The organism is Sphingomonas sp. NFR15, from assembly GCF_900103265.1.
GTDB classification, from domain to species: domain Bacteria; phylum Pseudomonadota; class Alphaproteobacteria; order Sphingomonadales; family Sphingomonadaceae; genus Sphingomonas; species Sphingomonas pollutisoli.
The window spans coordinates 1,026,462-1,041,494 of record NZ_FMWX01000001.1; the positions used below are offsets into that span (position 1 = coordinate 1,026,462).

Below are 15,033 nucleotides of genomic sequence, written 5' to 3' on the forward strand. Positions count from 1 at the left end.
CGATATAAGCATTGGGAGATGCGGGCATGGCCGAAGACGGCGACATCAAGGTCCATGAAGCGACCTATCACAAGGTGATCGGCCTGCTGAAATATGGTGCGGCGGCGTGCTTCCTGCTCGCGTTCGTCATCGTCTATTTCGCGCTCGCCCCCGCCAGCAAGTGAAGATCGCGGTCCTCAAGGAAAGCGCGCCGGGTGAGCGCCGCGTCGCGGCGACGCCGGAAACGGTCAAGAAATTCATCGGCCTGGGCGCCGAGATCGCGGTGGAGGCCGGCGCCGGCCTGACCGCCGCGATCGCCGATGCGGACTATGCCGCCGCCGGCGCGCAGGTCGCGGACCGCGCCGGCGCGCTCGCCGGCGCGGGCATCGTGCTCGGCGTGCAGGGTCCGGAGCCGGCGTCGCTCGCCGGAGTCGCGCCGGGCGCATGGGTCGTCGCCAGCCTCAACCCGTTCGGGGAGCGCGCGCAAGTCGATGGCTATGCGGCGGCGGGGCTGGAGGCGCTGGCGATGGAGTTCATGCCGCGCATCACCCGCGCGCAATCGATGGACATCCTCTCCTCGCAATCGAACCTCGCCGGCTACAAGGCGGTGCTCGATGCCGCGAGCGAATATGGCCGCGCCTTCCCGATGATGATGACCGCGGCGGGCACCGTCTCCGCCGCGCGCGTGTTCGTGATGGGCGTCGGCGTCGCGGGGCTGCAGGCGATCGCCACCGCGCGGCGGCTCGGCGCGCAGGTCTCGGCGACCGACGTGCGCTCGGCGACCAAGGAGCAGATCCTGTCGCTCGGCGCCAAGCCGATCTTCGTCGAAAATGTCGCGGGCATCGAGGGCGAAGGGTCCGGCGGCTATGCCGGCGAGATGAGCGACGAATATAAGGCCGCCCAAGCCGAACTGGTCTCGGCGCACATCGCCAAGCAGGATATCGTCATCACCACAGCGCTGATCCCCGGCCGCCCCGCCCCCCGACTGATCTCGGCCGCGCAGGTGGCGAGCATGAAGCCCGGCAGCGTGATCGTCGATCTCGCGGTCGAACAGGGCGGCAATGTCGAGGGCGCGGTGGCGGGTGAGATCATCGAGATCGGCGGCGTGAAGATCGTCGGCCACAAGAACGTGCCGAGCCGGCTGGCGGCGGATGCCAGCGCGCTGTTCAGCCGCAACCTGTTCAACTTCCTGAGCGCGTTCTGGGACAAGGCGGCGGGCGCGCCAGTGCTCGATGCCGAGATCGGCGATGCGATCCGCCTGACCAAGGGCGGTGAGGTCGTGAATCAAAGGCTTCTCGCGTGAGCCTCGCTGGTGCGGGGGTGGCCAGTCGTGATTTGTACTACGCTGCGGTGCGCGCCTGGCCGTGCCAGATTCCACGGTCATGCACGGTCGCCGCGATTTCGACTTTGACACGAACAAGCTTCCGGAACTTCGAGAGGATGGACTGACATGGACTTCATCGCGATCCTGTCGATCTTCGTCATGGCGTGCTTCGTCGGCTACTACGTCGTCTGGTCGGTCACGCCCGCGCTGCACACGCCGCTGATGGCGGTCACCAACGCGATCTCCTCGGTCATTATCGTCGGCGCGCTGATCGCGGCGGCGGCGGCCGGGATCGGCGCCGGCGGCGCGGTGTCGAAATGGCTGGGGCTGCTCGCGGTGGTGCTGGCGAGCGTCAACATCTTCGGCGGCTTCGCGGTCACCGCGCGGATGCTCGCGATGTACAAGAAGAAGGAGCGGCCGGTTCCGGCTAAGCACTAATCAGCCCGTCACCCCAGCGAAAGCTGGGGTCTCGCGGGGCTCCTGTCCCGCGCGAGCAACGGGAGACCCCAGCTTTCGCTGGGGTGACGACAAGGGGTGGAAATATCGTGGAACACGCAAGCGTAAATCCCTGGGCGGCCTTCGCCTATCTCGTCGCGGGCGTGTGCTTCATCCTCGCGTTGCGCGGCCTGTCGTCGCCCGCCACGTCACAGCGCGGCAACCGCATGGGCATCATCGGCATGACCATCGCGGTGGTTACCACGCTAGTGACGCATGTGCCGGGCGAAATGGTCGAGGCCACCGGCCAACTGTGCAGCCAAATGCACACGATCGCCGGCAGTGGTCCGGCTCTGTGCCATGATATGACCTATGCACCTGTTCTCGTTGTAGACTGGTCGACGGTTGGGCTCATCCTCGCCGCGATCGCGATCGGCGCGGTGATCGGCCTCACCACCGCGCGGCGCATCGCGATGACCGACATGCCGCAGCTCGTTGCCGCGTTCCACTCGCTGGTCGGGCTGGCGGCGGTGCTGGTCGCGGCGGCGGCGTTCCTCAATCCGCAGGCGTTCGGCATCGCCGACATGGTGATCCCGCTGATCGGCAAGCCGTTCTTCGCGATCTATCCGCAGAGCCGTATCGAAATGGGCCTCGGCATCGCGATCGGCGCGATCACCTTTTCGGGTTCGGTGATCGCCTTCCTCAAATTGAACGGCAACATGGGCGGCGCGCCGATCCTGCTGCCGGCGCGTCACATCATCAACCTCACCGTGCTCGCCGCGATCCTCGGACTCGTCGCTTATTTCACGCAGGACCAGAGCGCGTGGGTGTTCTGGACGATCACCATCCTGTCGTTCGCGATCGGCTTCCTGCTCATCATCCCGATCGGCGGCGCGGACATGCCGGTGGTGGTGTCGATGCTCAACAGCTATTCGGGCTGGGCGGCGGCGGCGATGGGCTTCACGCTCCACAACACCGCGATGATCATCACCGGCGCGCTGGTCGGCTCGTCGGGCGCGATCCTCAGCTACATCATGTGCAAGGCGATGAACCGCAGCTTCATCAGCGTGATCGCGGGGGGCTTCGGCGCGACCGCGGCGGCGAGCGACGGCGCCGCCAAGGTCGATCGCCCGTGGAAGCGCGGCAGCGCCGAAGACGCCGCCTTCCTGATGAGCCAGGCCGAGCAGGTCATCATCGTGCCGGGCTACGGCATGGCGGTCGCGCAGGCGCAGCACGCGCTGCGTGAAATGGCCGACAAGCTGAAGGCGCATGGCGTGCGCGTCAAATATGCGATCCACCCGGTCGCTGGGCGCATGCCCGGCCATATGAACGTGCTGCTCGCCGAGGCCAACGTGCCCTATGACGAGGTGTTCGAGCTCGAGGACATCAACGGCGAGTTCGCGCAGACCGACGTCGCGTTCGTGATCGGCGCCAACGACGTCACCAACCCCGCCGCCAAGACCGACAAGAGCTCGCCGATCTACGGCATGCCCATACTCGATGTAGAAAATGCCAAGACGGTACTATTCGTGAAGCGTTCGATGGGCGGTGTCGGCTATGCCGGAGTGGACAATGATGTTTTCTATCGAGACAACACGATGATGCTGCTTGCCGACGCCAAGAAGATGGTCGAGGAGATCGTCAAAGCGCTCGATTGAGCGGCCGCATCTCGGGAGCGACGTCATCCTCTTTGGTATAGACCTTTCGCTGTGCCGAATTCGCACAAACACGTATTGATATCTTTTGAAACTGTGCCATACGTCAACTCCGTTTCGGCGGCGCTAAGCGCATGTTTTCGCCGAATCTTGTCGCGTCAACGATATGGAACCCGCAGTTGAGTTCATTCTGGACATGATCCACCTGCCTCCATTTTGGTGAAAAGCATTACCTTGCGGGAGCGAAGTCAGGGGGCTGGCATGAACGGAACCGATGCTTGGGAAACCACACGATCGCCGGCGAAAACCATCGCTGCACTGGTGATCGCCGATCACGAGGCGCCAGACGCCGCCGCCGCGATCGGCGCGACGCCCGCGCGCCTGGTCGCGCGCGTCGATTGGGCCGCGGCGCCGACGCGGCTTGAAGCGCAAGGGCCGGTCCATCTGATCGCGGCCGACTGCGAAGGCACCGACGATGGCGCGCTGGCGGAGGCGTTGCCGCGTATCAATCAATTCGCGCGCGACAATGACGCACGGCTCGTCGCGACGCTCGCGTCCACTCAGGTCGATCTCGTAGCGGCCAATCTGTTCGGCCCGAACGTCGAGCTGTTGTGCGCGCCGTCGCTCGCCGAACGCGTCGCGGCCTATGCGCCGTCGCTGTCGCAGTCGCACCCGGACCGGCTGTTCGACAGCGCCCGCGAGGTCGAGACGACCCGGTTGCGCCGGCTCAATGAGGAGATCGCCCGCATCGCCGAGACGCTGGCGCGGCTCAGCCGGGTCGAGGGCACCGATTCGCCGCGGGATCGCGTGGCGGATCGCGGCGGCAGCTACACCGCGCAGCCGCCGTCGGACGAGCCGCCCCCGATCTCCCCGCGCGAGGTGCGCGGCGCGATCCGCGCACGGCGTTTACGCGATCAATATTTCACCGTCGGGCTGTTCGAAGACCCGGCGTGGGACATTCTGCTCGATCTGTTCGCCGCCGAACTCGAACGCGTTCAGGTCTCTGTGTCGAGCCTGTGCATCGCCGCCGCCGTCGCGCCGACCACGGCGCTACGCTGGATCGCCAAGATGACCGAAGCGGGGCTGCTGACCCGCGTGCCCGATCCGTTCGACCGCCGCCGCGCCTTCATGGAACTCGCGCCCAGCGCGAGCGAGGCGATGCGCGGCTATCTCGGCGGGCTCAAGCGCGCCGGGCTGGCGATCCTGTAGCGCGGGTATCGCGCCCGGCGTGTCACCGCAGCGGCAACGTCATGTCCTGCTGCCGGCCCACGCCGTGAAGGATCACCCGATCGGGGAAGAAGTCGAGCCGCGCATAGGCGGTCTCCGGTGTGTCGAGCATCGCCTTGAGGTTGACATAGTGGATGCCGGCCCGCTCGCCGTAATTGCCGTCGTGGTTGTGCCCGTCGAGCCAGATTTTGGCGGAAGGATGCCGCTCCAGCAGCGCGCGTACCTCGGCGGCGTTCCAGAGGTTGTGCGGGTTCTCGGGCCACACCGGGAAGTGGCACAGCAACATCGCCTTAAGTCCCGCACGGTCGGCGCGGGTCAGTTCGGCGTCGATCCAGTGCATCTGTACGTCGCCGATGCCGCCGTCCCACTCCGGCTTGTCGGCGTAGCGCGCGGCGTGGAGTTCGCGGCTGGCGCGATCCTCGGCGCTGCCCGCCGGCCAGCCGAACGTACTGCGATCGGTGCCGTCGGTGACGAGGAACAGCCAGCCGTCGTGCGTGAAACTGTAATAGCGCCCCGGCATCCCGAGCTTGGCCGCCACCATCGGCTTGTGCGCGTCGTCGATCGCGAATTCATGATTGCCGAGCGCGAAGCGCCACGGGTGCCGGAGCTTCGCCGCGACCGGCAACAGCGTGTCGTAGCTCGCCCAGTCGCGGTCGATGAAATCGCCGAGATGAACGACGAAGGCGAGCTTGCGCCGGTTGAAGTCGGCGACCGCTGCGGCGAGCTTGCCCGGCGCGGTATGGTACAGGCGCTGGCCGCTATCCGGCGCGGGGCCATATTGCGCATCCGCGATCGCGCCGATGCTGAACAGCGGCCGCTCGCGCGCCGAAGACGCGCCCAACGCGGCGCTCAGAAGCGCCAGTCCCGCCAGCCTGTACCGCAACCGCATTTTCGTCCCCGCCCTTTCGAGCGCGAAGCCCTAGATGCGGTTTCTTGCAGCGATAAGTCAGCGCTGCGGGTCCGCTATTTGTAGCGCACCTCTAGCAGATCCAGCTCGCGCATCAGCTTGCTCGCGAGTTCGCTGCCGATGCGGCGCTCGCGGGCGATGCGGACGATCTGCTCGCGTTCGGCCTGCACCGCCGCCAAGCGGAGATCGCGCTCGATCCGCTCGCTCGCGCGCGCTTCGTGTCTGGCGTCGCCGTCACCGGCGCGGCTTTCGATTCGCTCGCGATAGCCGTCCATGATCCGCGCGCCGACGGCGGCATATACGTCGGCGTCGTCCCGTCCCTGCACCAGCGCGTGCTGGAGGCGCTCGACCGCCTTGATCGCCGCCTCGGCGGCGGCGATCCGTGCCATGTCCTCTTCGGCCTGTTGCGATGGCTCGGGTGGCATCGTCAGCCCACGCAACAACAGCGGCAGGCCGACGCTTGCCATGACCAGCGAGCTCAGGATCACCCCCGTCGCGAGAAAGACGGCAAGCTCGCGGCCGGGAAACGGCGTCCCGTCGCCCATCGTCAGGGGCAGCGTGAGCACGCCCGCGAGCGTGATCGCGCCGCGCACGCCCGCGAACGACATCGCCGCGACCAGGCGCCAGGGCGGGGTCGAACCCATCTTGCCGCCCGGCGCGCGCCGAAGAAGCGTGATGCGGAGCGACACCCACACCCAGGCGAACCGCAGCGCGGCAAGCCCCGCCATGATCGCCCCGACGTACAGCGCGAGCCACCACGGGCTCGTGCGGCCGGTCAGTTCGACGGTGCGATCGAGCCCCGACAGTATCTCGGGCAGTTGTTCGCCGAGCAGCACGAAGATGATGCCGTTCGCCGCGAACTGGATCGTGTCCCATACCGAGTTGCGCCGCATCCGCGTGACGGCGAGCGCCTGACGGGAAATCTCGGCGTAGCTCATCGTTACGCCCGCCGCCACCGCCGCGAGGATGCCGGAGGCGTGGACGTGTTCGGCGATCAGATAGGCGCCGAACGGGATCAGCACGCTGATCAGGATCTGCGATCCCGTCTCCTCGCCGAAGCGGCGCGACACCCAAGCCTTCGCCCACGTCACGACAAGCGTTAGTGTGACCCCGGCGAAGATCCCCGCCCCCGCCATCCAGAGGAAGCTCAATGCCGCGCCGGTCGCGGAGAAGGTGCCGGTCAGCGCCGCGGCGATCGCGAAGCGCAGGCACACCAGCCCGGACGCGTCGTTGAACAGCGATTCGCCTTCCAGAATGTGCATCATCCGCTTCGGGATCGGCACGCGCGCGGCGATCGCGGAGACCGCGATCGGGTCGGTCGGCGACACGACGGCCGCCAGCGCGAACGCCACCGCCAGCGGCATCGCCGGGATCATCCAGTGGATCAGGAATCCCATCCCCACCACCGTCAGCAGGACCAGACCCAGCGCCAGTTCGACGACGGTCGGCAGATCCTTGAAAAGCGCATCCTTGGGAATGCGCCAGCCATCGAGAAACAGGAGCGGCGGCAGGAAAAGCAACATGAACAGATCCGGGTCGAGCGAGACACGCAAGTGCGCGGCCAGACCGACGACGAACCCGAGCGCGATCTGCACCAGTGGCGTCGGCAACGCGACCGGCAGCATCCGCGAAATGGCGCCGCTGACGACGACCGCCAGCAGCAGGATCAACACGATAGAGATAGTTTCCAAGCCTGCGCTCCCAGCATTGCCTTCCGCCGCCGCCCGGCGTCTAGCATGTCTTTCGGCCCGAAGCCGAAAAGGATGTCCCGCCCGCCGCAAAGCGGGCGCGCGTCGCGCCGGACATCAGTGGCCCGCGTGATTACTCCGGCCGCGCAGCGCGGCGATCAGGTGCATCCCCGCGACGATGACGCCCCCTGCCACCAGCCCGACGATGCCGGAGAACGCCGCGCCGGCGACCCACGACGCGGCGCCGCCGATCACGGGGAGGCCGGCGCCGGCGGCGCTGAACGCGTGCGCGACATGCGCGGGGCCGCTGACCCCGAACGCCTCCAGCCCGTGAACGAGGATGCCGCCGCCGACCCAGATCATCGCGGCGGTGCCGATGATCGCGAGCGCGCGCATCACGATCGGCATGCCCGTCACCAGCGCGCGGCCGATCGCCCGAACCGGCGCCGCGTCGCGCCTGGCGAGATGCAGGCCGATGTCGTCCATCTTCACGATCAGCCCGACCGCGCCGTAAACCCCGGCGGTGATCGCCAGGCTGACCAGCACGAGCACGATCGCCTGCGTCACGATCGAGGCGGCAGCCACGTCGGCGAGCGCGATCGCCATGATCTCGGCGGACAGGATCAGATCGGTGCGGACCGCGCCGGATACCGTTTCCTTCTCGACCGTGGCAGCATCGGCGGCCTCCGCCGCGACCGCTTCCTCGGCGTGGTGGCCGGAGATCACCTCGAACACCTTCTCGGCGCCTTCGAAGCACAGATAGCATCCGCCCAGCATCAGCAGCGGGGTGACCAGCCACGGCGCGAACGCGCTCATCAGCAGCGCGGCGGGCAGCAGGATCAGCAGCTTGTTGCGGACCGACCCCAAGGCGATCCGGCCGATGATCGGCAGTTCGCGGTCGGGCGTGACGCCGGTGACATAGCGAGGCGTGACGGCGGCATCGTCGAGGATCACCCCCATCGCCTTGCTGCCCGCCTTGCCCGTCGCCGCCGCGACATCGTCGAGCGAGGCGGCGGCGAGCTTGGTGATCGCCGCGACGTCGTCGAGCAGCGCTACGAGTCCTGACGGCATGATCGTGCTTCCCCGTGTGTCATTGTCATCGCCCTAGGCGAACGACCGTGGCCCGTCGAATATCCGTGCGCTGAGTATCACCACCCACTATCAAGAAGGCGGTTCAGACGGGGTGCGCCCAATGAGTGTCAGGTTGCGAAGACGTGCGGCGACCTCGCATGAGCGGCTCGCGCGGCAACCGGCGACGCGCGCCTTCGGCAAGCGCGCGCGCGGCGCCGCCTGACCATGCTGCCGTTTCGGAGACCCTGGGCGAAGGCGGGGCGGCGCCGAGTGCCGATTCGCCCCGTCGCGCTGCTGCGGGAACTCGGGCCCGGTCTTGTGACGGGCGCGGCCGACGACGATCCCAGTGGGATCGCCACCTATTCGCAGGCGGGCGCGCAATGCGGCTTCACCCTGCTCTGGACGCTGGTGCTGACCTATCCGCTGATGAGCGCGATCCAGCTCGTCAGCGCGCATATCGGCCGGGTGACCGGGCGGGGGCTGGCCGGCAACATGCGCCAGGTGCTCCCGCTGTGGACGGTCGACATCCTCGTCGCGCTGCTGTTCGTCGCCAACACGATTAACGTCGGCGCGGACATCGCCGCGATGGGCGAGGCCGGCGAGCTGGTGACCGGCATCAGCGGCCACGCGACGACGATCCTGTTCGCCGTCGTTTCGCTGCTGCTGCAACTGTTCGTGCCCTATCATCGCTACGCCCACATCCTGAAATGGCTCACGCTGGCGCTGTTGAGCTATGTGGCGCTACTGTTCGTGCTCCACCTCGATTGGGGCGCGGTGGCGACCGGGCTGGTGCTGCCCCGCGTCACCAGCAAGGACGCGGTGGTGACGATCGTCGCGGTGTTCGGCACCACGATCAGCCCGTATCTGTTCTTCTGGCAAAGCGCGCAGGAGGTGGAGGAGATCGCGCAGCACCCGGATGCACATCCGCTGGTGACCTCGCCCGAGGAGGCGCCTGCCGAGATGCGGCGGATGCGCTTCGACACGCTTGCGGGCATGGCCGTTTCGAACATCGTCGCGATCGCGATCATGATCGGCACCGCGGCCACGCTGCATGCCAGCGGCGTCACCTCGATCACCACCGCCGCCGACGCCGCGCGCGCTTTGTCGCCGATCGCGGGGCGGTTCGCGTTCCTGCTGTTCAGCCTTGGCATCATCGGTACCGGCTTGCTGGCCGTGCCGGTGCTCGCCGGATCGGCGGCCTATGCGGTCGGCGATTTGCGCGGCTGGCCGTCCAGCCTCGAACGCAAGCCCCGCGAGGCGATCGGCTTCTACTCGATCATCACGGCGGCGACGGTGCTGGGCATCGTCATCGACTGGTCGCCGATCGATCCCACCCGCGCGCTGTTCTGGAGCGCGGTGATCAACGGCGTCGTCGCCGTGCCGTTGATGGCGGCGATGATGATCGTGGTCTCGCGTCAGGCGATCATGGGGGCGTTCCGGGCAGCACCCTCGCTGCTCGCGACCGGCTGGGCGGCGACGATCGTCATGGCCGCCGCGGCGCTCGCGATGGTGCTCGTGCAATGAAACGGGCGCTCGCGCGCGATCAGCGGTCCATCAGCACCGGCACGGGCGCGTTCAGCAGCACCGTCCGGGTGACCCCGCCCAGGATCGCCTCGGTCGTGCGGCTCTGGCCGTAGGCGCCCAGCACCAGCAGATCCGCGTCGAAGGTCCGGCAGCTCTCCAGGATCTGCTGGGCGGTGTGGCCACGCGGATGATGCCGCGCGTCGATGGTTATGCCGTGCCGGGCGAGCCGCGCGGCGAGCGCGTCGATATGGCCCTGTGCCTCGCTCTCGGTGGGCTCTCCCACCATCACCACCTGCACGGCCGCCGCCCGCGCGAGCAGCGGCAGGGCCGCGTCGAGCGCGCGCTTCGCCTCGCGCGATCCGTTCCAGGCGAGCAGGATGCGATCGAAGGAGACCGGGAGATCGATGGCCTCGGGAACCAGCAGGCAAGGCGTGCCGCCGTCCGACAGGAAGCTCTCGACCAAGCGCAGGCTCGCATGATCGTCTCCCGCCGGTCGCGGCAGGACCACCAGATCGACCAGCCTCGCCCGGAGCGGCCCGGTGTCAACCGCCGCGCCACTGTCGATCCGCGCCCAATCGCCCGACGCGCCCGCTTCGGTGAGGGTCGCGCGGAAGCCGGTCTCCACCGGCACCACCGACTCGTCGCGTTGGCGGTCGAGATGGTCGGAAACCGCGCGCATAGGCCGGTCGCCGATCGCGAAGCATTCCGCGATCGTCGGATCGGGTGCAGCGTAGACGCAAAGGCCACGGACGAAGGCGTTGAAGGCATTGGCCAGCCAGCCGGTAACCGCCAGCACCGATGCATTGTCATGCCCCTGGCGTTCGACGACGAGGATCTCCCTGAGCGTCATCGCCCGCCCCTGCGCCGTGTTCCGATCGCCATGCCGCGAGGGCCGAAGATCAGCGTTTCACCTTGCGATATGCCGGACAGCGTCATGGTCCCCTCGTCAACCTGCCGGGCTGGATTAGCCGCGCATCGACGTGCGGGCATTCCGCAATTCTACGCAGGCGCGGTGACGCCGGTCGCCTCGCCGACTTCCCAGTTCACGTCTGGCGCGCTCGGGCACGCCACTGCGAGCGTGCCCGACGCGGGCCTCACGCGAGAGTCAGCACGACGTCGATATTGCCGCGCGTCGCGTGGCTGTACGGGCAGATCTGGTCGGCCTCGGCGATGAGCGCCTCCGCCGCGGCACGGTCGACGCCCGGAAGCGTGACGGTGATGCCGACGGCCAATCCGAAACCCTTGTCCTCACGCGGGCCGATCCCGACCGTTGCGGTCACGCTGGCGTCTGCCGGAACGCGCGGCAACGCCTTATCCTGGGACGCGGCGAACTTCATCGCGCCGAGGAAACATGCGCTGTACCCGGCCGCGAACAACTGCTCGGGGTTGTTGCCGTTGCCGTCTCCACCGAGCGCCTTGGGCGTGGCCAGCTTGACGTCCAGCCCACCGTCGCTGGTGATCGCGCGTCCGTCCCGGCCGCCGGTCGCGGTCGCCTGTGCTTCGTAAGCCGCCTTGATCGTCATGATGCATCTCCGTTTAGCGTTACACGATTTAATCGCGTGCGAATTATATAGGGACATCCAGCCGCTGCGCAAGCATTGCGATTAAATCGTGCGCGATATATATTCGGGCCATGACCGAGCGCACCTCCCCAGCACGACAACCCGGCACCGCCGCAGGGCCGAATTTGGATGAGTTCCTGTGCTTCGCCGTCTATTCGACGGGCCTGGCGTTCAACCGCGTGTACAAGCCGCTGCTCGATCCGCTGGGGCTGACCTATCCGCAATATCTGGCGATGGTCGCGCTGTGGCAGGAGGACAATCAGATGGTCTCGCAACTGGGCGAGAAGCTGTTCCTCGAATCCAATACGCTCACGCCGCTGATAAAGCGGCTGGAAGCCGCCGGATTCGTCACCCGGCGACGCGACACGAAAGACGAACGGGTGGTGCGCGTGTCGCTCACGCCGGCCGGCCGCGCGCTTGCCGAAGCAGCCGCGTGCCTGCCCGAACAGGTTCTCAAGGCGACCGGCATCACCCCTGCCCAACTGGAGACGATGCGGACGACGCTGACCGCCTTGCGCACCAACCTGAGGTCCGCCGACACGACGACCGATATCTGAAGGGCGGCACGCCTTTCCGAAAGCCGATACCGCGCCGAACCACGCAACGAGAGCATGGCCGACCATCTTCACATCATCACGGGCGGTCCCGGTTCGGGCAAGACGACCCTGATCCACGCTCTCGCCGCCGGCGGCATCCGCCACATGCCGGAGGCCGGCAGGGCGATCATCCAGGATCAGGTGGATATCGGCGGCACCGCGCTGCCCTGGAACGATCGGGAGGCGTTCGCGGCATTGATGCTGGCGTGGGAGATGCGGTCTCACCGTGAGGCGGTGAACGCGCCCGGCCCGATCGTGTTCGATCGCGGCATCCCCGACGTGATCGGCTATCTGCGGCTGTGCGGGTTGCCGGTGCCGGCCGCAACGCTGCGCGCGGCGGAACTGCGGCGGTATGCGCGCCGCGTGTTCATCGCGCCACCTTGGCCAGCCATCTTCGCGCAGGACGCGGAGCGCAGACAAACGCTGGCGGAGGCCGAGACCACGTATCATGCGATGATCGCTACCTATTCGGGCATGGGATACGAACTCGTCACGCTTCCGCTGGCGTCGATCGACGAACGGGCGCAATTCGTGCGCGAGCGGATCGGCTAGCGCGCCGCACGCGGCGATCGTCGCGAACGCCGCGGGTAGGCCCGCGCCAATTTGTCCGATCGACGGCGCCGCGCTCCCCCGCTACGCATGGGCGATGCTAAAGCCGCTCTCAGGCCGGCCGGCCGTTCCGCTCGCGATGATCCGCTGGCTCTATGTCGTCGCCGCGATGATCGTGCTGATCGTCGTCGTCGGCGGCGTCACCCGCCTCACCGAATCGGGGCTGTCGATCACGCAATGGAAGCCGATCACCGGCGTGATTCCGCCGCTCACCCAAAGCCAATGGCAGGCCGAATTCGCCAACTATCGCCGCATTCCGCAATATGAGGCGATCCATCACGGCATGACGCTGGCGGGCTTCAAGGGGATTTTCTTCTGGGAGTATCTCCACCGGCTGCTCGGCCGGCTGATCGGGACGGTTTTCGCCGTTCCGCTGGTGTGGTTCGCGATCCGTCGGCAGATTCCGCGCGGCTATGGCTGGCGGCTCGTCGCGCTGCTCGCGCTCGGCGGGCTGCAGGGCGCGCTCGGCTGGGTGATGGTACGTTCGGGCCTGTCGGATCGGACCGAGGTCGCGCCGTTGTGGCTGGCCGCGCATCTGCTCACCGCGCTGTTCACGCTCGCCGGGCTGGTATGGACCGCGCTCGATTTGCGCGCGCTCGCCGCCAACCCCTATGCGAAACCGGCGCGGCTTACCGCGCTGGGCGCGTTGGCGGGCGCGGTGCTGGCGGTGCAATTGCTCTACGGCGCGTTGATGGCGGGGCTGCGCGCCGGCCTCGTCACCAACCAATGGCCGTTGATGAACGGGCGGTTCTTCCCGCACGAGGTACTCGGCACGCGCCCGTTCGGCACGCTGCTGCTCGATGATCCGTCGCTGGTCCATTTCATCCATCGCTGGTGGGCGTGGGTAACGGTCGCCGCGTTGATCGTGCTCGCGCGCGCGGCCAAGCGCGCGCGGCATCGCGCGGCTTCCGTGGCGATCCACAGCGCGTTCGGCGTACAGATCCTGCTCGGCATCGCGACGGTGATGACCGGCGTGGATATCACCCTGGCGGCGCTGCACCAGTTGGTCGGCGCGCTGCTGGTGATCGCCACCACCTGGGGCGTGCATGCGATCGGGCGCCGCCGGGGCTGAAACGCGTCGGGTATCATGATACCCGTCAGCAAACCCGCGTTTTGCTTGACTTGCACGCGCTTCTCCAACATTAGCCCATCACCGAGCGCCGTCCATCCGTGGGCGGCGCCTTTCGTTTCGAACAAGAGGTCACAGCCCCATGAAGGCGCTCATGAAGACCACCAAGGCGGTCAAGCCGCACGAGGTGGAGAAGAAATGGCATATCGTCGACGCCGACGGTCTGGTCGTCGGCCGCATGGCCTCGATCGTCGCCAACGTCCTGCGCGGCAAGCACAAGCCGAGCTTCACCCCGCACGTCGATTGTGGTGACAATGTCATCATCATCAACGCCGACAAGGTGCGGTTCACGGGCAACAAGCTCAAGGACAAGGTTTATTACAAGCACACCGGTTATGCCGGCGGCATCAAGGGGATCACCGCTGGCAAGGTGCTCGAAGGTCGCTTCCCGGAGCGCGTGTTGGAAAAGGCCATCGAGCGCATGATCCCGCGCGGCCCGCTCGGCCGCGCCCAGATGCGCAACCTTCGCATCTTTGCCGGCACCGAGCACCCGCACGCCGCGCAGAACCCCGAAGTCCTCGATATCGCGGGCATGAACCGCAAGAACAAGGTGGGCGTGTAATGACCGACAATCGCCAGTCCCTTTCCGATCTCGGCGCCGTGCTCAACCAGCAGGGCGAAGCCGCGCAGGCCGCCGCCGAAGTCAAGGCCGAAGCCTATCTCTCGGGCCAGATCGACGAGCCGGTCCACCGCGCGCCGCTGCGCGAGCAGGATCTCGACAAGTTCGGCCGCGCCTATGCGACCGGCCGCCGCAAGGACGCCGTCGCCCGCGTGTGGCTCAAGCCCGGCACCGGCAAGATCACCATCAACGGCCGCGATCAGGAAGTGTATTTCGCACGTCCGACGCTGCGCCTCGTCATCAACCAGGTGTTCGGCATCACCGAGCGCGTCGGTCAGTATGACGTGGTCTGCACCGTCAAGGGTGGGGGGCTTTCGGGCCAGGCCGGCGCGGTGAAGCATGGCATCAGCCAGGCGATCACCAAGTACGAGCCGATCCTGCGCGCGCCGGTCAAGGCCGCCGGCTTCCTGACCCGCGACAGCCGCGCCGTCGAGCGCAAAAAGTACGGCCGTGCGAAGGCACGCCGCAGCTTCCAGTTCTCGAAGCGCTAAGCGTTCCCCGTCTCGAAGTCGCGAAAGGGCGGTCCGGCAACGGGCCGCCTTTTTTCGTTCCGAGTATATTGGGAGCGGATGACTTACCTCACCCGTTCCTGCTGAGTAGCGATTGAGTGGGGCCGACGGCCCGTATCGAAAGCGCGTATCGACGCGCGGTGATCGCGCGTGGCCTGTCCTTCGATACACCACCTCGATACGCCCTTCGGGCTACTCG

Annotated in this window: 16 protein-coding genes; 11 read left to right on the plus strand and 5 right to left on the minus strand. The window is 67.2% G+C overall.

Features of this window, described 5'->3' with window-relative positions; all coding sequences use genetic code 11:
* The first annotated feature begins 26 nt into the window (after positions 1 to 26).
* The 5 genes from BLS81_RS04785 to BLS81_RS04805 all read left to right on the plus strand — a co-directional run bounded on the left by BLS81_RS04785 (position 27) and on the right by BLS81_RS04805 (position 4,602).
* Positions 27 to 164 carry an aa3-type cytochrome c oxidase subunit IV gene (locus BLS81_RS04785; protein WP_093221281.1) on the plus strand — a complete coding sequence of 46 codons (138 nt, stop codon included), beginning with the start codon at positions 27 to 29 and terminating at the stop codon, positions 162 to 164.
* On the plus strand, positions 161 to 1,282 hold the full coding sequence (locus BLS81_RS04790; protein WP_093221284.1) for an NAD(P) transhydrogenase subunit alpha: 1,122 nt from the start codon (positions 161 to 163) through the stop codon (positions 1,280 to 1,282). Before BLS81_RS04785 ends, BLS81_RS04790 begins: the two co-directional genes overlap by 4 nt.
* Positions 1,283 to 1,429: 147 nt before the next feature.
* Positions 1,430 to 1,741, plus strand: coding sequence for an NAD(P) transhydrogenase subunit alpha part 2 (locus tag BLS81_RS04795; RefSeq protein ID WP_093221285.1), 312 nt, complete (start codon positions 1,430 to 1,432; stop codon positions 1,739 to 1,741).
* Positions 1,742 to 1,848: 107 nt separating this feature from the next.
* The gene (locus BLS81_RS04800; protein ID WP_093221287.1) at positions 1,849 to 3,396 is read left to right on the plus strand and encodes an NAD(P)(+) transhydrogenase (Re/Si-specific) subunit beta; all 1,548 of its coding nucleotides are present in this window, start codon (positions 1,849 to 1,851) and stop codon (positions 3,394 to 3,396) included.
* Between the two features lie 258 nt (positions 3,397 to 3,654).
* Positions 3,655 to 4,602 (plus strand): MarR family winged helix-turn-helix transcriptional regulator, encoded by a 948-nt coding sequence (locus BLS81_RS04805; RefSeq protein WP_093221288.1) that lies wholly within the window; start codon positions 3,655 to 3,657, stop codon positions 4,600 to 4,602.
* A 22-nt stretch (positions 4,603 to 4,624) separates the two neighbouring features.
* Here BLS81_RS04805 and BLS81_RS04810 read toward each other — a convergent pair whose 3' ends face one another.
* From BLS81_RS04810 to BLS81_RS04820, 3 genes are all read right to left on the minus strand, one after another.
* Positions 4,625 to 5,509 carry a metallophosphoesterase gene (locus BLS81_RS04810; protein WP_093221290.1) on the minus strand — a complete coding sequence of 295 codons (885 nt, stop codon included), beginning with the start codon at positions 5,507 to 5,509 and terminating at the stop codon, positions 4,625 to 4,627.
* 74 nt (positions 5,510 to 5,583) lie between these two features.
* A complete protein-coding gene (locus BLS81_RS04815) occupies positions 5,584 to 7,218 on the minus strand; it encodes a Na+/H+ antiporter (protein ID WP_176787032.1) in 1,635 nt (544 codons plus the stop codon).
* A 114-nt stretch (positions 7,219 to 7,332) separates the two neighbouring features.
* Positions 7,333 to 8,286: a DUF808 domain-containing protein gene (locus BLS81_RS04820; RefSeq protein WP_093221292.1), complete on the minus strand. Its 954-nt coding sequence runs from the start codon at positions 8,284 to 8,286 to the stop codon at positions 7,333 to 7,335.
* Between the two features lie 270 nt (positions 8,287 to 8,556).
* Between BLS81_RS04820 and BLS81_RS04825 the strand changes: the two genes are divergently transcribed.
* A complete protein-coding gene (locus BLS81_RS04825) occupies positions 8,557 to 9,810 on the plus strand; it encodes an NRAMP family divalent metal transporter (protein WP_256326064.1) in 1,254 nt (417 codons plus the stop codon).
* A 19-nt stretch (positions 9,811 to 9,829) separates the two neighbouring features.
* Here the strand turns inward: BLS81_RS04825 and BLS81_RS04830 are convergent, their stop codons facing one another.
* The gene (locus tag BLS81_RS04830) at positions 9,830 to 10,660 is read right to left on the minus strand and encodes a universal stress protein (protein WP_093221295.1); all 831 of its coding nucleotides are present in this window, start codon (positions 10,658 to 10,660) and stop codon (positions 9,830 to 9,832) included.
* A gap of 244 nt (positions 10,661 to 10,904) precedes the next feature.
* Entirely contained in the window at positions 10,905 to 11,333 is a 429-nt protein-coding gene (locus tag BLS81_RS04835; RefSeq protein ID WP_093221297.1) for an organic hydroperoxide resistance protein, read from the minus strand.
* A gap of 110 nt (positions 11,334 to 11,443) precedes the next feature.
* On the opposite strand from BLS81_RS04835, the gene BLS81_RS04840 reads away from it, so the two are divergent.
* The 5 genes from BLS81_RS04840 to rpsI all read left to right on the plus strand — a co-directional run bounded on the left by BLS81_RS04840 (position 11,444) and on the right by rpsI (position 14,816).
* Positions 11,444 to 11,929 carry a MarR family winged helix-turn-helix transcriptional regulator gene (locus BLS81_RS04840; protein ID WP_093221299.1) on the plus strand — a complete coding sequence of 162 codons (486 nt, stop codon included), beginning with the start codon at positions 11,444 to 11,446 and terminating at the stop codon, positions 11,927 to 11,929.
* Between the two features lie 54 nt (positions 11,930 to 11,983).
* On the plus strand, positions 11,984 to 12,520 hold the full coding sequence (locus BLS81_RS04845; protein WP_093221306.1) for an AAA family ATPase: 537 nt from the start codon (positions 11,984 to 11,986) through the stop codon (positions 12,518 to 12,520).
* 136 nt (positions 12,521 to 12,656) lie between these two features.
* On the plus strand, positions 12,657 to 13,649 hold the full coding sequence (locus tag BLS81_RS04850) for a COX15/CtaA family protein (RefSeq protein ID WP_256326065.1): 993 nt from the start codon (positions 12,657 to 12,659) through the stop codon (positions 13,647 to 13,649).
* Positions 13,650 to 13,788: 139 nt separating this feature from the next.
* A complete protein-coding gene (gene rplM, locus BLS81_RS04855; protein WP_093221312.1) occupies positions 13,789 to 14,268 on the plus strand; it encodes a 50S ribosomal protein L13 in 480 nt (159 codons plus the stop codon).
* Positions 14,268 to 14,816 carry a 30S ribosomal protein S9 gene (rpsI, locus tag BLS81_RS04860; RefSeq protein WP_093221317.1) on the plus strand — a complete coding sequence of 183 codons (549 nt, stop codon included), beginning with the start codon at positions 14,268 to 14,270 and terminating at the stop codon, positions 14,814 to 14,816. Before rplM ends, rpsI begins: the two co-directional genes overlap by 1 nt.
* Positions 14,817 to 15,033: the final 217 nt, after the last annotated feature.